The organism is Halomonas sp. 141 (genome assembly GCF_002810305.1).
In the GTDB taxonomy this organism is placed as follows: Bacteria; Pseudomonadota; Gammaproteobacteria; order Pseudomonadales; family Halomonadaceae; genus Vreelandella; species Vreelandella stevensii.
In genome coordinates, this window is sequence record NZ_PINZ01000038.1 from 1 (window position 1) to 18911 (window position 18911).

The following is an 18911-nucleotide window of genomic DNA, read 5'->3' on the forward strand; positions in this document are numbered from 1 at the left end:
ATACGTCCCATTCGTCTAGTGGTCCAGGACACCGCCCTTTCACGGCGGGAACAGGGGTTCGAACCCCCTATGGGACGCCAATCCGATTTTTAGCGACATCAAGCGGGAATAGCTCAGTGGTAGAGCATCGCCTTGCCAAGGCGAGGGTCGGGAGTTCGAATCTCCTTTCCCGCTCCAGTCGTCTACGTGTACATGTGTCCCATTCGTCTAGTGGTCCAGGACACCGCCCTTTCACGGCGGGAACAGGGGTTCGAACCCCCTATGGGACGCCACTCGCATGACGCTGATACTTGGTTGTCGTCATCGGTTGTTTTAACCGGTTCCCATAAGTAATGCCGTTCATGTTGCGGGAATAGCTCAGTGGTAGAGCATCGCCTTGCCAAGGCGAGGGTCGGGAGTTCGAATCTCCTTTCCCGCTCCAGTTCAACGGTCATCCCTTCTGTGTCTTTGTCCGTGCCTTTCCATCGCTTTTTCTGATTCTCCCTCGCTGGATCCCCTTCGTCTCTGTTATCCGTTCGGCCACTGCCTTGAGCAGCGCTTTGTCGTGGGTGTCGTTTGGTCTGGCTAAGTAATGTGTGCTATGACGTCTGCGCTAGCGGCAAGCTCGTTAGCTTGAAAAAATATGCGTTCGCCCCGATATCTTCCCATCTAGCTTCATAAGCTCTCATTTTGCTGACAGGACATGTTCATGGCCGAACCGGCATTGTCGATCCGTGGCCTTACCAAGGTGTACGGCAACGGCTTTCAAGCGTTAAAAGGGATTGATCTGGACGTTCAGCAGGGCGACTTCTTTGCACTGCTGGGCCCCAATGGGGCAGGTAAATCCACCACTCTGGGCGTGGTATGTTCCCTGGTACAGAAAACCGCGGGCAAGGTGTCGATTTTTGGTATCGACATCGACAAGGATTTTGCCAAAGCCAAGTACCAGTTGGGCGTGGTGCCGCAGGAGTTCAACTTCAACCAGTTCGAGAAAGTGCTGGATATCGTATTGGCCCAGGCGGGCTATTACGGCATGCGGCGTAGTGAAGCGCTGCCCCGTGCCCAGCAGCTGCTGACCGACCTGGGGTTGTGGGAAAAACGCAACGGCAGCGCGCGGATGCTCTCCGGCGGCATGAAGCGCCGCCTGATGATTGCGCGTGCGCTGATGCATCGCCCCAAGCTGCTGATTCTCGATGAGCCCACGGCGGGGGTGGATATCGAGCTGCGTCGCAGCATGTGGGAGTACATGCGGCGCATCAACCGCGACGAAGGCACGACGATCATTCTGACGACCCACTATCTGGAAGAAGCCGAAAGCCTGTGCCGCAATATCGCCATCATCAATCACGGCGAGATCGTGCGTAACACCAGCGTGCGCGAGCTGCTGGCCGAGCTGGACACCGAAACCTTCCTGCTGGACCTGGCGGCTCCCGTCGCGCAAGCGCCGCAGGTGCCGGGTTTCGAGGTTCATCAGGTGGAGCCTTCCCAGCTTTCGGTGGCCATTCACCGAGGCCAGCAGCTGAACGACGTGTTCTCATCGCTCAGTGAGCAGGGCATTCAAGTGGTTTCCATGCGCAACCGCGCCAATCGTCTGGAAGAGATGTTCGTTTCCATGGTAGAGAGCAGCCAGGCGGCTCTGGATCAACGTGAGCAGCAGGAGGCCAACGCATGAATGCCACACAAACCCTGGTCGCGCTGTGGACACTGGTGCTCAAGGAGATCAAGCGGTTTACCCGTATCTGGCCGCAAACCCTGCTGCCACCGTCGATCACCATGGCCATGTACTTCATCATTTTCGGCAGCCTGATCGGCTCGCGCATTGGTGAGATGGATGGCTTCAGCTATATGGATTTCATCGTGCCCGGGTTGATCATGATGTCGGTGATCACCAACAGCTACTCCAACGTGGCCTCCAGCTTCTTTTCCAACAAGTTTCAGCGCTCGGTGGAAGAGATGATGGTCTCGCCCATGCCCAATAGCGTGATTCTTTCCGGCTTCATTCTGGGCGGCATGGCCCGGGGCTTGGGCGTCGGGCTCATCGTGACGCTGGTGTCGCTGTTCTTCACCCGCTTGACGGTGGAGCATCCGCTGCTCACGATACTGGTCGTGGTGCTGACCTCGGCGCTGTTTTCCATAGGGGGGTTCATCAATGCCCTGCTGGCGAACAAGTTCGATGACATTTCCATCGTGCCGACGTTCATCCTGACCCCGCTGACCTACCTGGGCGGCGTGTTCTACTCGATTTCGATGCTGCCGGACTTCTGGCAGGGCGTCTCGATGCTCAACCCGATTCTGTACATGGTCAACGTCTTCCGCTATGGCTTTCTGGGGGTGTCTGACATTCCCGTCGGCTGGGCGCTGACGGCGATCATGGCGTTCATCGTGGTGCTGTTCATGGTGGCGCTGACCATGCTGGAGCGTGGCAAAGGTATTCGCAGTTAAGTGCCCCAAGGGCCCCTGGTTTGATGGAGACGTTTTGCATGGCACACCGCCCTGATACTCTGGAACACGCGCCGCTGGGGCGCGATTCTGCCTACCCCGAACAGTACGATGCGGCACTGCTGTATCCCATTCCTCGGGCGGCCAATCGCGCGCCGCTGGGGATCGAAGAAAGCGCGTTGCCCTTCGTGGGTGAAGACGAGTGGCACGCCTTTGAAGTCTCCTGGCTGAATGGACGCGGCAAGCCCGTGGTGGCAGTGGCGCGTTTTCGGCTGCCGGCAAGCTCGCCGCAGTTGATCGAGTCCAAATCCTGGAAGCTCTACCTCAACAGCCTCAACCAGACGCGCTTTGCCACCCAAGCCGAGGTGGAAGCCACCCTGGTGCGCGACCTGAGCGGTGCGGCGGGTGCCCCGGTCAGCGTCGAGCTGTTGCCGGTGGATGACGAAGCGCTGGCCCCGCGACGCTTGCCAGGGGAGTGCCTGGACGACCTGGATATCGAGGTCAGCCACTACACCCCCAGCGCCGAGCACCTGACCACCCACGATGATATCGTGGAAGAGACGCTGCATTCGCATCTGCTCAAATCGAACTGCCCTGTGACCGGGCAGCCCGACTGGGGGAGCGTTCTGATTCGCTATAAAGGCCCGCGCCTCGACCGCGAAGGACTGCTGCGCTACCTGATTGGCTACCGCCAGCATCAGGATTTTCACGAGCACTGCGTCGAGCATATCTTCACGGATCTCATGCAGTACGCCCAGCCAGAATCACTGCTGGTGCTGGCGCGTTACGTGCGCCGTGGTGGGCTGGACATCAGCCCCTGGCGTGCCACGCCGGGCATGGCGCCGCCCAGCCCGCTACGCCTGGCGCGCCAGTGATACCGACCCAGGACAAGGAGACACCAATGGACGCTCTTACGCTGCTGCACGAACGTAGCTCCATGGGCAAGCTCACCGAGCCTGCCCCCAGCCCGGAACAGCTCAGCGCCATCTACCGCGCCGCCCTGCGTGCCCCCGACCACAAGGAGCTACGCCCGTGGCGGTTTATCGAGTTCGTCGGAGAAGGGCGCGAGCGCCTGGGAGAACTGTTCGCCGAAGCGGAGTTCCAGGAAGACCCGCACGCCAGCGATGACACCCTGAACGCTGCCCGCAAAAAGCCCCTGCGCGCGCCCATGGTGATCGCCGTGATTGCCAAGGTGACGCCTGATATTGCCAAGGTACCCAAGGTCGAACAGATTATTTCAGCGGGCTGTGCTGCCCACGGGATTCTGTTGGCCGCACACGCCCTGGGCTTGGGCGCCATGTGGCGCAGCGGCAAGTATGCCTTCGACTCGGTGGTGCGCAAGGGAATGGAGCTGGACAAGGAGGATGAAGTGGTCGCGTTCATCTACCTGGGCAGCCTGGCCGGTCGTCACAAGCCGGTACCCGAGCATAACGCCGCCGATTTCGTCGAACGCTGGGATTGAGCGCTTAACCGCCGAGGAGCCCACCATGAGCCCGTCACGCCAGCCAGGCCTACCGCACCCGCGTCTACCGCTGCCAGAAGGCAAGGAAGACCTGCACGCCTTCCACCGCTGGCTGGGCGAGGCGATTCCCATGGTGGGAGCCTTGGGCATCAGTGACGTGAGCCACGCCAACGACGCGTTGACCTGGCACCTGGCGCTGGCGCCTAACCTCAATGATAAAGGCACCGGCTTTGGCGGTGCCCTGGCGGCACAAGCCACCCTGCAAGGATGGTGCTGGGTGACCCTGTGGCTGCGCCAGCAGGGAAGGGCGCAAGACGTGGTCGTGGCGGAGGCCAGCCAGCGCTTCGTTGCCCCGGTGACTGGCGACTACCGCCTCATCTGTACGCCCAGCAGCAGCGACGGCCCCGCAACGCTGGCAGAACGGCTGCGCGAACGCGGCAAAGGCAGCATCGCACTCAGCCAGCAGCTCTACTGCGGCGACACGCTATGTCTGGAAGCCAGCAGCCGCTATGCCGTGCTGCCCAGCTCTTGACGTGAAAAGCCCTGATGTGAAAAAGGCTTGCTATTTCACAGCTTAACGCATAGTATATGCGCCGTTCTGTTGAGAAAGGCAACGCCCTGCAGCAGAGCACACAATGTGGAGAGGTGTCCGAGTGGTCGAAGGAGCACGCCTGGAAAGTGTGTAAGTCGAAAGGCTTCGAGGGTTCGAATCCCTCCCTCTCCGCCACGAATATAGAAGGGGAATCAACATCTTATGTTGATTCCCCTTCGTCGTTTCTGGGTCTTGTGACTGATTTGGGAATCACCCTGGGAACTGCAGGTCTAGCTGTTTCTCTTTTCTCACTGTCCTGCTGTCTCTTGACCGCCGATTTCGTAAAGCCACGCTAACTTTCCAGTTATGGTTTAAGGCGCTTACCGTGCCTCCTGATTGCCTCATAACACAACATGCCTTCTACACATAGGCGCTATCCTGCGCTGCAGGTGTGCGTATGGCGGTTTGTATTGAAGGGATTATTTGCTCTTGTGTGAACTGTGGTTTACATTAAGAACATGAAAATAATTAGCGAAACCGACACTTATTCGGACTGGTTCGATAAATTACGCGATGCTCGGGCCAGAGCGAAAATTCTGGCTCGTCTGCGCCGGGCTGAGCTGGGCAACTTCGGGGATTGTGAGCCGGTGGGGGAAGGAGTCTCGGAATTGAGGATTCACTACGGGCCTGGTTATCGAGTCTATTTTGTCCAGCGGGGGTATGAGCTGATTATTTTGTTGGCGGGCGGTGATAAATCCAGCCAGGCAAAAGATATTGATATCGCGAAGCAATTGGCACGCGATTTGAAGGAGGCACCATGAGCACGCTGCGTAAATGGGATGTCGTTGACCACTTGAATACCGAAGAGGAAATGGTGTTGTACTTTGAAGCCTGCCTTGAAGAGGGCGACGCTGCCCTGGTGGCGGCAGCGCTTGGCGATATTGCCCGCGCCCGTGGTATGGCACAGCTTGCTCGTGATACGGGGTTGACTCGCGAAGGGTTGTACAAGGCGCTTTCTGCTGATGGAAACCCAAGTTTTGCAACGATTATGAAGGTGACAAAAGCCTTGGGCTTTACGTTACGTGCTGAAGTATCGTAAGACGATCAACGATTCCGTGATACGCCCCGCCTTTCAAGCGGGGCGTTTTCGTTGGTGAGGCATAGACCAGGCAGGGGCATCACACACCACTGTTGAGACGTGCCGCTATCCTAGAAACGCAGGCCGCCGCTGAATCCGAAAATCGCTACGATGACGACGACAATGACGACGATGGTAGTAGTAGAGGGCATGATCTCTTCCTTTGAGAATGGTTGAAAGGTAAGCCTAGTCGGTGATGGGCGGTTTCGCACGCTTTGATAGGCCGATGCCCGGTGTTTGGCCGGGCATCGCAGTGGGGAGGGCGGTTATCGGGTGGGTTCAACCGCACTTGCAGTCATGGCCACAATCGGTAGAGCCATTGGCATGGCCTGTCGCGCAGGCCGTCGAGCAGAAGAGTTGACCCTCTTTTTCGATGGAGTGGCTGTCCACCTTGCAATGACACTTCGGGCATGCGCACTGTTGCTGAGACATGGTAGAACCTCCTGTGGGTTGTCTCTTCAAGCGTAGTGCGCACCCTGGGTGTTATGTAATTGCGTTGTGAGGTTTTTTGCTGGTGATGACTGCTGTCAAGGCGTCGAGCGCGCCAGGGCGCTGCCTAGCGCAAGGAAAAGTCGAACTGGCGGCGAATCGCGACAAAGTCGCTGCTAACTTCGGGCCGGTGCACGGGCCCTTGGCGAAAAACTGCCTGGTATCGAGCATCACCCGGGTACCTGCTGAAAGGGGCATGGGGAGGATACATAAAAAAAAGCGCCCTCACGAATGAGGACGCTTTTTTCATCGCGGTACAGAGCGTGCTGAATGATCAGTCCGTGTACTGCGGTACTTCTTCTTCCCTGATTGACGAAAGCTCGTCCTGAGCTTGCTCGGTCCCTGAATCGTCTTCGCTCATCCTAAGCGCACATTCCCTTGTCACGCGGTATCCCTGCCGCGAACGCTTTGAACTATAGGTGAGTGACAATTAATGTACAAGATAAAATTGTATTTTTATTGTACTTGAATAGTACAGAAATGCTGCTACTCGATCATAAAGTGTATATTTAACAAATGTTTATAATTTTACAGTTGGCACAAAAAATAGCAGGCTAAATAGCCTGCCGGTGAAATGGGTTATCGTCAGCGCGTCAGATGATCGCGCAGGCGCTGCAATTGCTCAGCATCCCAGCCGTCGGGTTCGGTGAGGGCTGCCCAGGCATCGATGTAGTGTTCGGCGGCGATTTCATGCCCATAGCCGTCGGGGGCGCTGCCCACGGTCAGGTCGACCAGCAGCTGTAGCATGGTCACCACGGGGTACCAGCGTAGCGCTGGAGAAACATCTGGCCCACGAGGTGCGCGCATCCACTCGGGTTCTCGCCAGAACGCCGCAGGCTCGAAAAAGGTGATGGGGTCGCTGGCATATTGCAGAAACGCAATGCGGAAATCTCCCCATGGGGCAGCGGCTTCCTCCAGCCCTTGGGTCTGGTTCATGAACCTGACAACCGCGCCCTCGCGAAACGTGGGTAGCCATGCGGGGGAACCCGGATCGCGGTCGGCGGTCACGGCGCGCCAGGTGTCGCTGCGAAAGGGAGGGCCGCTCCACAGCACGCCTTGAAAGGGGTCGTCGATGATATCGTAAAGATCGAAGGATAGATCCGAGTTGAGCGCGCCCAGGCTCAGGCCAAAGAGGTAAAGCTGCGGTCGCTCATCGCTTGGCAGCTGGCTCCAGTAGCGGTAAATGGCCGAAAACAGCGCGCGGGCACTCTCGACGCCGTACTCTGCTTCGGAGATCAGCGACAGGTGGCTGGGTAGATACGAGTACTGGGCGGCCACCGTGGCAATATCGCCGCGATGAAGATACTCCACGCTGTGCTGGGAACGAGGGTCGATCCAGCCGCGGCCAGTGGGGGTCGCGATGACCATGACCGAGCGTTCGAACCCGCCGGTTCTGATCAGCTCTTCGAGGGCCAGCTCGGCGCGCTGAGTGGCGGTTTCGGCGGCGTTGAGCCCGACATAGACGCGAATGGGGTCGAGCGCGGGCTCACCCAGAAACGCTTCCATATCCTCGGCCGTAGGGCCCTGGGTGACGAAGCGCCTGCCCCGGCTACCCAGCGCTTCCCAACTGATCAGCGACTCGGCGCTGCCGGGCACATTGGCCGCTTGCGGGGGGCTCAGGTCATCCTGCATCAGCTCGTCCACCTGCTGGTAGGAGCGGTCAGCCACCTGTAGTGCGTAAGAAAAGATGACGCCCTCGATGATCAGCCAGAACAGCGCCACGGCGGAGACGATGCCCAGCACTTGGGCCGTGCGATGGGGCAGCACATGGGCAAGCTTGTACGAGAGCAGCTTGAAGGTGCGCTTGAACAGCCGCGCGACCAGCAGCAGACTCAGAAAGACCCCCATGGTGATCAGCGCCACGGCCAGCGGGCGTGTGCCGCTGGTGGGGTCCATCTCCATCAGTTCGCGAATGCTGTTTTGCCACTCGGCCGCGCGCCATAGAAAAATCACCGACACCACCAGCGCGACCAGGGCGGCCAGCTGCTTGAGCGTGCGCTCTACAGCGGCTCTGGGCTCTGGCAGGTGCAGGTAGTGCCACAGCGTGCGCGCAATGACGCCCAGGGCATACCCCGCCGTGACGCTGAGCCCGGAGACGATGCCCTGAGCCAGCAAGGGGCGGGGCACCAGGCTTGGGGTGAGTGAAAAGGCAAAAAAGAGCGTGGCAAGCAGTAGGCCCGTGCCCGACAAGCGGCTCAGCAAGGCCCTCATGCGAAAGTGCTCGAGACGGTTTTCCATAACGTTTTTCATGGCCTGGTTCGAGGGCAATCCATTTGGCGTGTGGGTCCCAGACGCTAGTGTATTAGAAACGGTAGGTCAGTGATACCCCACTCCGCGCCTGCCAGGGGCTTCCCAGCGCATCGACGATCGGGCTGTCGGCGGCGTTGCCGGTCAGTCGGGTAGCGCCGACGAAGCCGGTGGCTGTCCACTCAGGGGTCAAGGCGTAACTCAGGCTGGCGTTTGCGCCCAGCCGCCAATAGCCGCCATCCGGTGCGTAGGTGGCCACTCCGCTGCGGGCGCTATCCTGGTCGGAAACTCCATACAGAGATTGAGTCCAGCGCTCGTTGGAGTAGTTGACGCTGGGGGATAGCACCAGCAGCAAACGCTCGCTGAGCGGGGTGCGCAGGGTGGCGCTCGCCGAGAACGTGGCGCCTTCCATGTCGCCGGTCACTGCGCGGCTGCCAGCCACGCTGTAGCGCCAGGGCCCATCCTGGTAACCGACTCGCAAGCCCAGCGTGGCGCCACCATCGATTTTTTCGAAGGCGCCAAGGTCACCCTTGTTATCGCGGCCGAAGGTGTAGCCGATAAAGGGCGAGGCGCTCCAGTTGCCCTGGCGCAAGGCGTGCCACTCGATGCCATCGCGCAGATTGATGGACAGCTGGTCGCCATAGGCCAGGTTCAGTACGGGCAGTGCGCGGGCTTCGTAGTCGTCGCTACCGGCATAATCAGGGGCGTAATCAATCCCCGCGCCCACGCTGCCCCGCCACTGGTCGGCCAGCGCCATGGGGGCCAGGGCCATGCAGGCGAGCGTTACCAGGCAGCCTAGGGGGCGTAAGTGGGAGCGAGAGTAACGGCTTGAAATCAGGGAGCGAGTCGGCATGGAAGCATCCAGAATGTGAGAGAAACGTGCATGATTGTACGTTTGGTTTAAAACCAATCGCAAGCCAGCGCTTGATATTTATCTCAGGTTCATGCAGTTGTCATATAGAAGCTGCAGAGTAGGCAGTGGCATAAGGAAACGTGCCTTCAGGGAGTACTATCAAGCAAGGAGCGCTTGAGCACCAGGGATGCATGAACAGGACGTTCATGAAGAAGGATCAGGGAGGGGCAGTACTACCCCGGCCAGCCATGGCCGGGGTTTTTTTGGCTATTCGCCCATCGTGGCTCAAGGCGTGGGCAGCAACAGCGGCATGATGAAATAGACGAACAGGGTAATCACGAGGGCGCTAACCAGGTTCATGGCAATCCCCGCCTTGGCCATCTGCTTGATCGTGATACGCCCGCTGGAGAACACGGCCGCGTTGGAAATCCACATCGAGAGAAAGGCGGAAGCAACCAGAACCCCCAGCACGATGCTGCGCAGGCTGTTGCCGATCCGGTTGACGATGGAGAGCGCGATACGGCGGTGCAGGTTCCAGCGCTCGATGGCGATGGCCAGAATGAAGCCCCCCATGTACATATAGATGACCGGGTTGGCATACCCCACCACGGCATCGTTCATGGGCATCACCCCCGTCAGCGGGAGAACGATCATGGGCAGAAACGAGGTCACGAGAATGGGCACCGGCTCGGTCACCCACCATACCGCCATCCAGGCCGTCAGCCCCAGAACGATGCGCGGCATGGGGTCGATCAGCGTCGTGGGCATGGCCAGAGGAGAGAGGAGAGAGGAGAGAATCCCCGGCCAGTGCAGGCCGGGGGAAGTGCCGGGGTCAGTCGGTGCTGTCAGCATCGCTTTCCGGTTTGCTGCTGCCTTGGTGGGCAAGCGGGCTGGCTTCGTCCAGGCGCGGGTGGTTGTTCTTGAAAGCCTGATGCAGGTCGGGCATGGCATCCATGGCCTGGATGGTGTGTGCCAGGGCATGCACGGCTGCCAATACGTCCTGGGTATTGCCGGTTTCCGAAATGGTGTGCATGTTGCGGATGGGGAAGCCCATGGAGGTGGCCGCGCTGTCGATGGAGGCCAGTACGCCTGCCATGCCGTCGGTGCCGGTATCTACCCCGACGATATCCCGCTGCATGGGAATGTCGTGCTCCCTGGCGGCGGTGGCAATGATGCGATTCAACTGCTCACTGGCAATCGAGCCCACCGACAGCGTGAACCCCTTGCCCATTTCCAGCGGCTGCATGCGCTTGTCGCCAATGCCGGGCGCGCCCACGTAATCGTGGTTGACGTCCACGCCGATGATGGCATCGGGCTTCAGCTCGCCCGCCATCACGCGGCTGCCGAAGCGGCCGATCTCTTCGTAGCTGGCAATCGCAAACATGACGCGAACCTTGTCGGTGCCACCGGCTTCGGCAACGAGCCGAGCGGCTTCGGCGGCGACAAAGCAGCCCAGTCCGTTATCCAGGTAGGCGCCGTAGAAGGTATTCGGGCTGAACCCCGGGCGGATGGGACGATTGAAGATGATCGAGTCGCCGGGGCGCACGCCCAGGTTGAGGACTTGCTGCTTCTTGTTCTCTCCGTGAATTTGCAGGTCCAGGTAAATTTGCTCTTTCTTGATGCCCTTGCTGCCATCACGCTGGGCCGGGTCGGAGAAGTGAATCGCGCCCAGGGCTTCCACCGTGCCGCCGTCGATGCGGCGGTAGCTGCCTGGGGCCTCTGGGTCTTCACTGAACAGGGTGACTTCATGGCCGATCAGCACGCCCGGCAGGAAAGAGTCGGTATTGATCCAGATCTTGCCGTCTTCCCCAATCGAGCGAACCTGCATGCGGATCTTGTCGGCATGGCCGATGATCATCAGCTTGAACATGTCGTCCTGGCCCGGATGCGTGTCCAGTACCACACCGGCGTTGCCCTTGAACTGATGCAGGTGCCAGCCCGCCGGGGCAAAGCTTTCGAAATAGGGCTTGAGAACGCCATAGGTCATGGCGCCCTCCAGGCCTACGGGGCTGGGCGCCGCCAGAATGTCACGCATCAGGGTGAACTGTGCGTCCGGCATGGGCTGGGTCCAGGGTGTTGCGGTATCGGTCATGGTGAAACCTCACTTACAGCGGTGGTCAGTGATGACTAGTCTGACAGATTGTGGCGTGTTCTGTCGCCAGTGGGTGGGGCAACGGCGGCGGTTGCATGCGCGCGGGATAAGCGCACCCCCGACCTAGGTGGTCATGACGCGCTGTCTGAAACACCTTACTATGATCATTAACGTATGCACGCTGATGAAACTACCATGGTATCGATGTCCTGGGAGTGTTGCCATGACGGCAGAAACGCTGGTCAGTCCTCGTTTTAAAGTTCTGTTGGCAGGGGTGTTTAGCCAGATATTGTGCATTGGTATTGCGCGATTCGCCTATACCCCGCTATTGCCCGTAATGCAGCAGCAGAGTTGGCTCAATGATGCCGAGGGTGGTTGGCTGGCGGCACTCAACTATGCCGGCTACATGCTGGGCGCTGTGCTGGCCGCATCTATCCGCACCTTGCACCTGAAGGATACTCTGTTCCGGACTGGGCTCGTATTGGCGGTGCTGAGTACGCTAGGGATGGCGCTGACCGAGCACTTCTGGGTATGGGCAGGCCTGCGGTTTATCGCGGGGTTATCCAGCAGTGGTTCCATGCTGCTGGCGTCCGGACTGATTCTCCATTGGCTGATTCAGCATCATCAGCGTGGCGAGCTTGGGATCCATTTTGCTGGGGTGGGGGTTGGCATCGTGGTGGCGGCGCTGGCCGTTGAATTCATGCAAGCGCTTGCGCTGGGCTGGCAAGCCCAATGGTGGGGCTTTAGCCTGCTAGGGCTGGTGCTGCTGGTGCCCGCATGGTGCTGGCTGCCTCGCCCCGTAAAGCCGCTTCCAGGCACGTCTGAGCATGCTGCACCGGTCCGGCCGCCCAGCCGTACCTTCATGCGCTTGATGCTGCCTGCCTATTTTTGTGCCGGGTACGGTTACGTCATCAGCGCCACCTTTCTGGTCGCCATCGTCGAGCGTGAACCGCTGCTGGCGGGAGCGGGTAACTGGGCGTTCGCGCTAGTCGGATTGGCAGCGGCTCCCACTGTAATGCTGTGGGATCTGATAGCAAGGCGGATTGGCTACCTGGGCGCCTTGATCGTTGCGATGCTGGTTCAGGTCGTTGGCATTGTGCTGCCTGCCGTCAGCCCGACCTTGCCGGGCGTGCTGGTAAGCGCCGTGCTGTATGGCGGTACCTTTCTGGGCTGTGTGAGTCTGGTATTGACCATGGCAGGGCGGCTTTACCCAGCGAGCCCCGCTCGCTTGATGGGCCAAATGACGCTGGCGTATGGGGCTGCACAAATCGTTGCGCCGGCGCTGACGGGCATGCTGGCGGAAGCCTCTGGGCACTACTACCTGGGGCTTTGGTTGGCCGGTGGCTTCGTGACGACAGGGGCGTTGCTGTTGATATGGTTACGTCGCATCGACTACACGGCGCAGCGGCTGGACGCTGAGGCCAAGGCGCTGGCCGCATAGAAAAAGCGCTGGCGCGACCCAGAGATGCGTGGGCTTCGAGGGCAAAATCCTCTAGGATAGGCACTTTTTCTGACAGGGTAGAAGGGCATGGCGTCTTCTGAACAACCGCGTATTCAGTGGCTGGGCCGCTGGGGCTTTGTGTTGGCAGCTACCGGCTCGGCGGTAGGCTTGGGCAATATCTGGAAATTCCCCTATATCACCGGTGAGTACGGTGGTGGCGCTTTCGTGCTGGTCTATCTGGCCTGTATCCTGGCCGTCGGGGTGCCCGTGATGATGACCGAGATCGCTTTTGGTCGTCGTGGTCGCGGTAGCCCCATCGATGCCATTCGCCGGGTGGTCAGCGAATCGGGGCGCTCCTCCGGCTGGTCGCTGATCGGCTGGATGGCCATGCTGTGCGGGTTCATGGTTCTGTCGTTCTATGTGGTGGTGGCTGGGTGGTCCTTCTCCTACTTGTGGAAGATGCTCTCCGGTGGCCTGGCGGGCAGCAGCGTCGATGACATGGCGGCGATCTTTGCGGCCAACAACGCCAATCCGTGGGTGCTGGGTGGCTGGAGCACGCTGGTGACGCTGTTGACCATGCTGATCGTGGGCAAGGGCGTACAGGAGGGGATCGAGAAGAGCGTCAGCTGGATGATGCCGGGCCTGGTGCTGATGCTGGTGCTGCTGATCGTGTTTGGCGTGTTTTCCGGTGGCTTTGGCGACGCCGTCCGCTTCCTGTTCTCGTTCAATGCGGGCAGCCTGTCCAGTGCCGGTATGCTGGCGGCGCTGGGGCACGCCTTCTTTACGCTGTCGCTGGCCTCGGGGGCCATTCTCACCTACGGCAGCTATCTCCCCAAAGGGGCCTCCATCGGGCGTACCACGGTCAGCGTGGCGCTGGCCGATACCGTGGTGGCGCTGATGGCCGGGCTGGCGATCTTCCCGGTGATCTTTGCCAACGGCATGAATCCTGGCGAAGGGCCGGGGCTGATTTTCATGAGCCTGCCGCTGGCTTTTCAGGCCATGCCCTTGGGCACCCTGTTCGGTATTCTGTTCTTTTTGATGCTCTCCATGGCGGCACTGACCTCGTCCATCTCGATGGTCGAAGCCACCGTCTCCTGGCTGTGCGACAACAAGGGCGTCACGCGTCCGGTGGCCGCCTGGTCCACCGGGATCGTGCTATGGCTGATCAGCACGCTGGCGATGCTGTCGTTCAATCTGGGCGCTGACTGGACGCTGGCGGGCAGGCACTTCTTCGACTGGCTGGACTACCTGACGTCCCGTTGGATGATGCCGCTGGGCGGGTTGGGCATGGTGCTGCTGGCCGGGTTCGTGCTCAAGAGCGAGACGTTCCGCGACGAGCTGGGGCTGGCGCCGCTGCCCTATACGCTGTGGCTAGCCATGGTGCGCTACGTGAGTCCGCTGGGTATTTTGGTGATTTTTGTCGATGCCCTTGGCCTGTACCAAGTTTCTTTTGCTGCCCACTGGCCGGTGCTGCTAGCGCTGCTGGTCCTGGTGGCAGTGGTGGGCGAAGCCATTAGCCCGCGCCTTCGCCAAGCGCTTTCCGCCCGCTAAGCGCTGCTGTTCACGCTTCACCCTGGCGGCGGCAATCGCGCCAGGGTGAGTGCCTGCCTCCATTAACTCATCCCAACAGGTGGTGTAGCGTCTTGAGCGGTGCTCACAGCGCAGCTGCCAAGGCGCGTCGGCGTCAGTCATCCCAAAGCGCAGCGTGCCTTGCCCCATCTTCTGATTAATCTCGTCTACCGCCTTCATCAAGTGAGGGTGCGCCTTGGTGGTTGGCTGTAGCAGAGAGAGCTGATACTGCTGTGCATCCACCAAGTCCAGCAGCATTACGCCTGCCTTCATAAACTGAAAGCCAGGGCGATACATCTGGTCGAGCCCTTCGCGAACGGCTTCCAGAATGACGCGAGTATCGTCGGTGGGCGCTTCAAGCGGAATCATCGCGCTAGGCGACAGCTGGGGCTGGTCCTTGCGGTGGCGGTTGGTGTTTAAAAACAGTAGGACGGCGCGGGCAAGGCTGCCTTGCTGGCGCAATTTTTCGGCACTGCGCTGGGCGTGGCGGCGCAGCGCCGCGTGAAGCTCCTCTTTTACGCCGGTGGTTTTACCAAACGAGCGCGAGGTCATGATGCGTTGGCGGGGCTGTTCGACGGCGTTCATCTCCAGGCAGGGCGTGCCGCGCAGCTCGAGGGCGGTGCGCGCCAACACTACCGAAAAGCGCTTGCGCAACTGCCTAGGGTCGCTATCACGCAGCTGCCAGGCGGTACGAATACCGCTCACGGCGAGCTGCTCGGCAAGCCGTCGGCCGACTCCCCATACCTCGCTCACCGGAAGCTGTTTGAGCAGTGCCTGGGTGGTGGCAGTGTGGGCAGCCAGCAGACATACCCCTTGATAGTGGGGCTGCTGCTTGGCCACGTGATTGGCCAGCTTGGCCAGCGTATGCGTGGCCGCCAGCCCAACGCAGACGGGCAACCCCAGGTAACGGCGAACACGGCGGCGTAGCGCCACGCCCATGGCCTGGCACTGGGCGTCATCGAAGCCATCCAGGTAAATGAACATCTCATCAATGGAGTAGGGGGCGACCTCTGGGCAGGCTTCACGCAGCAGCTGTGCCAACCGCGCCGACATGTCGCCGTACAGCTCGTAGTTGGAAGAGCACAAATGGATCTGGCCCCGACGCCGCAGCCCTTCCAGCTGGAACGCTGGCGTCCCCATGGCAATGCCCATGGCTTTCAGCTCGGCAGAGCGCGCAATCACGCAGCCATCGTTGTTGGACATGACGCCCACGGCCTTGCCTTCCAGCGTGGGCTGGAATACCCGCTCGCAGGAAACGTAAAAGTTGTTGGCATCCACCAGACCGATCATGGCAAATACTCATGAATGACGGCGCGCACTACCCCCCATAGCTGGCACTCGGCCTCTTCCAGCGGCAGCGGAGGGTAGTGCGGATGAGACGAGCACAAATGCGGCGTACCGCGATACAGCGCGTAGCGCTTGATCAACAGCTCCTGGTCGAACAGGGCGACCACGATGTGGCCCAGCCGAGGCGGCACGCTGCGGTCTACCACCAGCAGGTCGCCGTCGAAGATGCCCCACCCCTCCATGCTGTCGCCGCGGGCGGTCAGGTAGAACGTCTGTGTCGGGTGCTTGATCAGCCGCGTGTTGAGGTCCAGCGTGCGCGGCTCGTAATCCTGCGCGGGGGAAGGAAAGCCGCTAAAACCCGCGCGCCCACTCAGCGAGGCAAACGGTAGAGGCAAGGGCGTTGACGGCAAGGCGGTCGCAACGGCAGTGGGTTGAGACGGCATCGTCGGGCTCCTCACGAATGAATAGTGTGTTTATATACAGTATTTATAGCCAGTATTCATTCATGCGGAAAAAAATGCAAGGTGCCGGGATGAAGGTATGAGTACGGGGGCTAACGGGCTAGCCAGAGGCCAACCACCAGCGCACTGATGACCGTGATCCAGAACACGAGATTGCGAGCGCGGGTGTCGCGACGAGGTTTCATCGGGTTGTCTCCAGCAGATAGGCAAGGGTGGCCCACCATGGGCCGCTCGAAATCAGCGCATAGGCTGTGCCAGGCATGGTAACGTTTGGTGCTCGAAGCGTCATCCGGCGCAGGGTTTTTTGTGAAGAGAGAGGGCTGATGAAAGGTTCCGAGTTTAGCGGCAGTACGCCGCTGTCGTTGGCCAATGGGCGCCTGGCGGCCCTGAGCTGGGGGCGCCACGATGCCCCGGTGTGGGTCGCCCTGCACGGCTGGCTGGATAACGCGGCGAGCTTCTCGCGGCTGGCCCCCTTGTTGGTAAAGCGACTCAACATTCGTATCGTTGCCCTCGATTTTCGCGGGCACGGCCACTCGGCCCATGCGCCCTTCGGCAGCGACTATGCGCTGTGGGACTACCTTCACGATGTGCTGGATGCCATGGAGGCGCTGGAGATCGAGCAGGCCACGTTGCTGGCGCACTCGATGGGGGCTGCAGTCTCCTGCCTGCTGGCAGCGGCGCTGCCCGAGCGTGTCGCACGGTTGGTGCTGCTGGATGGCCTGGGGGCACTGAATACGCCCGCAGAGGAGACGGCCAGCCAGCTGCGCAAGGGCCTCACCGCCCACCGCCGCGTCGCTTCGCGCACGCCCCGGTATGCGGATATCGAACAGGCCATTGCCGCCCGGGTGGCAGGCGGCGTGACGCCGCTGGATGCCATCACGGCCAGGCCGCTGGTCGAGCGTAACACCCAGGCCACGGCGGATGGCAAGGTCGCCATGCGCACCGACAGCCGCCTGCTGAAGCCTTCCCTGGTCCGCCTGACGCCGCAGCAGGTGCTGGCCATACTGGCAGAGATTCAAGCCCCCGTGCTATTGATAGAAGGAGAGCGCGGTATTCTCGGTGAGCGCCAGTGGGTGGTGGCCGCTCGGCAGGCGGTTCCCCGCCTCACTCGCCATGTGCTGGCGGGGGGGCACCATCTTCATCTGGAGCCGCAGGCCGTAGCCCAGGTCGCCGAGGTGATTTGCTGTAGTCCCAGTGGTGAAGAGTAGAGCGGTGAAAAATAAGAAGGAGGGTGTGCCGTGGTGAGTCTGTTGGCAGGGAGGGCGCTGGGTGAGGGAAACAAGGTGGCTCTGGTGCTGGGCAGCGGCGGGGCCAGAGGCTACGCGCATATCGGCGTGATCGAGGCGCTGGAAGCGCGGGGCTTCGAGATCATCTCGATAGCGGGCTGTTCCATGGGCGCGCTGATTGGCGGTATCTACGCAGCGGGCAAGCTGCCCCAGTACCGGGATTGGGTGTGCCATCTCGACTATCTGGACGTGCTGAAGCTGGTCGATGTGACCTGGAGCCCCATGGGGGCCATGCGGGCCAACAAGGTCATGAGCAAGCTGGAAGAGCTGGTGGGTGACGCACTGATCGAGGATCTGCCGATCCCCGTGACCACGGTGGCCACCGATCTGGTACGCCAGCGCGAAGTGTGGTTTCAAAATGGCCCGCTGCTACGCGCCATACGCGCCTCCATTGCGGTGCCTGGCGTGATTACTCCGGTGAACCTGGGCGAGCAGGTGCTGGTGGATGGCGGGCTGCTCAACCCGCTGCCGATGATGCCCATTCTGGCCGCCCATGAAGCGGATTTTGTGGTGGCGGTGAACGTGACGGCCCATAGCCCGCAGCCGGTGACCCTGGAAGAGCTGCTGCCCCGTGACGAGCCTGCCCCGCCGCAGACCCCCTCGGAGCGCGAGCGAGAGGCCAACATTGGCGGTTGGATGAGCGAAGTGCGCGCCACCACGCGCCGACTGTGGGGCGGCCTGGGCGGCGGTGAAGAAGAGAGCGATGACGATGAAACCGTCGACCTGCGCGGCAAGCGGGAGTGGGGCAAGCTGGACATGATTCTGGAGTCGTTCGATATCACCCAGGCGGCGCTGGCCAAGTACAAGGTGGCCGGGTATCCGCCGGATGTGCTGATCGAAGTGCCCAAAACCGTTTGCAGTACCTATGAGTTCCACCGCGCCAACGAGTTGATTCGCCTGGGGCGCCATCTGGCAGATCAGGCGCTGGAGCGGCGCATGCCCTGTATTGCCTCGGACGCTACCGAGTGAGCTACTGGCCGCGTTTGCGCAGCAGAATATAGACCGCCCCTGTGCCGCCATCCACGTCGGTGGCGGAGCAAAACGCCAGCACGCCAGGCCACTCTCGCAACCAGGCGTTGGTGTGGCTCTTCAAGACAGGGAAATCCGCACTGCTGCCCCACGCCTTGCCGTGCACCACTAGCACGCAGCGCAGCCCCTGGGCTGCGGCATCGCCCAGAAAGCTCTCCAGCTCCAGGCGGGCCTCTTCCAGCGTGTAGCCATGCAGGTCGAGCCCTGCTTGCCAGGCGGTTTGCCCCCGTTTGAGCTGGCTGAAGGTGCGCCAGGGCAGGTCCGGCACGCTGAACTCCAGGTACTCGGAGGGGCGCACGGCTTCGACACGCCCGTCGGAGGTGCGGCCGCTGGCCTGCAGCGTATTGCTTTCCACGGCGGCGCGGCGGCGGGCCTCGCGATTGTCGGGTTGCCGTTTGGGTTTGCCGGGGTCCGCCTGGTTGGTGGCAATACGGCGTACGCCTGCTTCCTGCAGTGCCTGGCGAAAGGCACTGATATCGTCGTCGTTGGGCAGGTGTCGCGTCATGGTCGGCTCGGCATCGGTGAAAGTACACGGTGATAGAGACACACAGTATAGCGAGCCAGGCGTCGCTGTGAACCTCGTGGCTGTGAACCGAGCGGCGTCAAA

19 protein-coding genes and 5 tRNA genes are annotated in these 18911 nt (G+C 60.8%); 16 read left to right on the forward strand and 8 right to left on the reverse strand.

Going from position 1 to position 18911, the window contains the following annotated elements; genetic code table 11:
- Window positions 1-4 precede the first annotated feature (4 nt).
- The 12 genes from CWI66_RS13795 to CWI66_RS13850 all read left to right on the forward strand — a co-directional run bounded on the left by CWI66_RS13795 (window position 5) and on the right by CWI66_RS13850 (window position 5511).
- Window positions 5-80: transfer RNA gene (locus CWI66_RS13795), tRNA-Glu, on the forward strand.
- Between the two features lie 22 nt (window positions 81-102).
- Window positions 103-177 (forward strand) — tRNA-Gly (locus CWI66_RS13800).
- 19 nt (window positions 178-196) lie between these two features.
- Window positions 197-272: transfer RNA gene (locus CWI66_RS13805), tRNA-Glu, on the forward strand.
- Between the two features lie 74 nt (window positions 273-346).
- Window positions 347-421, forward strand: a tRNA-Gly gene (locus tag CWI66_RS13810).
- Between the two features lie 267 nt (window positions 422-688).
- Window positions 689-1651: an ABC transporter ATP-binding protein gene (locus tag CWI66_RS13815; RefSeq protein WP_016914466.1), complete on the forward strand. Its 963-nt coding sequence runs from the start codon at window positions 689-691 to the stop codon at window positions 1649-1651.
- A complete protein-coding gene (locus CWI66_RS13820) occupies window positions 1648-2421 on the forward strand; it encodes an ABC transporter permease (protein ID WP_016914465.1) in 774 nt (257 codons plus the stop codon). The genes CWI66_RS13815 and CWI66_RS13820 overlap by 4 nt, the downstream gene beginning before the upstream one ends.
- A 38-nt stretch (window positions 2422-2459) precedes the next feature.
- Window positions 2460-3293, forward strand: coding sequence for an NADPH-dependent 7-cyano-7-deazaguanine reductase QueF (gene queF, locus CWI66_RS13825; protein ID WP_100731994.1), 834 nt, complete (start codon window positions 2460-2462; stop codon window positions 3291-3293).
- A gap of 26 nt (window positions 3294-3319) precedes the next feature.
- Window positions 3320-3880: a nitroreductase family protein gene (locus tag CWI66_RS13830; RefSeq protein ID WP_100731995.1), complete on the forward strand. Its 561-nt coding sequence runs from the start codon at window positions 3320-3322 to the stop codon at window positions 3878-3880.
- 25 nt (window positions 3881-3905) lie between these two features.
- On the forward strand, window positions 3906-4412 hold the full coding sequence (locus CWI66_RS13835) for a YiiD C-terminal domain-containing protein (protein WP_100731996.1): 507 nt from the start codon (window positions 3906-3908) through the stop codon (window positions 4410-4412).
- A gap of 107 nt (window positions 4413-4519) precedes the next feature.
- Window positions 4520-4607: transfer RNA gene (locus CWI66_RS13840), tRNA-Ser, on the forward strand.
- A 323-nt stretch (window positions 4608-4930) separates the two neighbouring features.
- On the forward strand, window positions 4931-5233 hold the full coding sequence (locus CWI66_RS13845; RefSeq protein ID WP_100732011.1) for a type II toxin-antitoxin system RelE/ParE family toxin: 303 nt from the start codon (window positions 4931-4933) through the stop codon (window positions 5231-5233).
- Complete coding sequence (locus CWI66_RS13850; RefSeq protein ID WP_100731997.1) at window positions 5230-5511, forward strand: addiction module antidote protein; 282 nt, start codon at window positions 5230-5232, stop codon at window positions 5509-5511. The genes CWI66_RS13845 and CWI66_RS13850 overlap by 4 nt, the downstream gene beginning before the upstream one ends.
- Before the next feature lie 318 nt (window positions 5512-5829).
- Here CWI66_RS13850 and CWI66_RS13855 read toward each other — a convergent pair whose 3' ends face one another.
- From CWI66_RS13855 to CWI66_RS13875, 5 genes are all read right to left on the reverse strand, one after another.
- The gene (locus CWI66_RS13855; RefSeq protein ID WP_100731998.1) at window positions 5830-5982 is read right to left on the reverse strand and encodes a metallothionein; all 153 of its coding nucleotides are present in this window, start codon (window positions 5980-5982) and stop codon (window positions 5830-5832) included.
- Window positions 5983-6624: 642 nt separating this feature from the next.
- Window positions 6625-8277: an alpha/beta hydrolase gene (locus tag CWI66_RS13860; RefSeq protein ID WP_100731999.1), complete on the reverse strand. Its 1653-nt coding sequence runs from the start codon at window positions 8275-8277 to the stop codon at window positions 6625-6627.
- 64 nt (window positions 8278-8341) lie between these two features.
- Complete coding sequence (locus CWI66_RS13865) at window positions 8342-9139, reverse strand: MipA/OmpV family protein (RefSeq protein ID WP_232710923.1); 798 nt, start codon at window positions 9137-9139, stop codon at window positions 8342-8344.
- Window positions 9140-9424: 285 nt separating this feature from the next.
- Window positions 9425-9991, reverse strand: a complete 567-nt coding sequence (locus CWI66_RS13870; protein WP_232710925.1) for an SLC13 family permease — start codon at window positions 9989-9991, stop codon at window positions 9425-9427.
- On the reverse strand, window positions 9972-11231 hold the full coding sequence (locus CWI66_RS13875) for a M20/M25/M40 family metallo-hydrolase (protein ID WP_100732001.1): 1260 nt from the start codon (window positions 11229-11231) through the stop codon (window positions 9972-9974). Before CWI66_RS13875 ends, CWI66_RS13870 begins: the two co-directional genes overlap by 20 nt.
- Window positions 11232-11454: 223 nt before the next feature.
- Here CWI66_RS13875 and CWI66_RS13880 point away from each other — a divergent pair, with 223 nt between their 5' ends.
- Together CWI66_RS13880 and CWI66_RS13885 are read left to right on the forward strand one after the other, a co-directional pair.
- Window positions 11455-12672, forward strand: a complete 1218-nt coding sequence (locus CWI66_RS13880; RefSeq protein WP_100732002.1) for a YbfB/YjiJ family MFS transporter — start codon at window positions 11455-11457, stop codon at window positions 12670-12672.
- 87 nt (window positions 12673-12759) lie between these two features.
- Window positions 12760-14223: a sodium-dependent transporter gene (locus tag CWI66_RS13885; RefSeq protein WP_100732003.1), complete on the forward strand. Its 1464-nt coding sequence runs from the start codon at window positions 12760-12762 to the stop codon at window positions 14221-14223.
- Here CWI66_RS13885 and CWI66_RS13890 read toward each other — a convergent pair.
- Together CWI66_RS13890 and CWI66_RS13895 are read right to left on the reverse strand one after the other, a co-directional pair.
- Entirely contained in the window at window positions 14146-15531 is a 1386-nt protein-coding gene (locus tag CWI66_RS13890; RefSeq protein ID WP_100732004.1) for a Y-family DNA polymerase, read from the reverse strand. The genes CWI66_RS13885 and CWI66_RS13890 overlap by 78 nt on opposite strands.
- Entirely contained in the window at window positions 15528-15971 is a 444-nt protein-coding gene (locus tag CWI66_RS13895) for a LexA family protein (RefSeq protein ID WP_016914453.1), read from the reverse strand. The genes CWI66_RS13890 and CWI66_RS13895 overlap by 4 nt, the downstream gene beginning before the upstream one ends.
- Before the next feature lie 341 nt (window positions 15972-16312).
- On the opposite strand from CWI66_RS13895, the gene CWI66_RS13900 reads away from it, so the two are divergent.
- Together CWI66_RS13900 and CWI66_RS13905 are read left to right on the forward strand one after the other, a co-directional pair.
- Window positions 16313-17197 carry an alpha/beta fold hydrolase gene (locus CWI66_RS13900; RefSeq protein WP_100732005.1) on the forward strand — a complete coding sequence of 295 codons (885 nt, stop codon included), beginning with the start codon at window positions 16313-16315 and terminating at the stop codon, window positions 17195-17197.
- Between the two features lie 30 nt (window positions 17198-17227).
- Window positions 17228-18244 carry a patatin-like phospholipase family protein gene (locus CWI66_RS13905; protein ID WP_198517591.1) on the forward strand — a complete coding sequence of 339 codons (1017 nt, stop codon included), beginning with the start codon at window positions 17228-17230 and terminating at the stop codon, window positions 18242-18244.
- 1 nt (window position 18245) lies between these two features.
- Here the strand turns inward: CWI66_RS13905 and CWI66_RS13910 are convergent, their stop codons facing one another.
- Complete coding sequence (locus tag CWI66_RS13910) at window positions 18246-18809, reverse strand: Smr/MutS family protein (RefSeq protein ID WP_081137530.1); 564 nt, start codon at window positions 18807-18809, stop codon at window positions 18246-18248.
- Window positions 18810-18911: the final 102 nt, after the last annotated feature.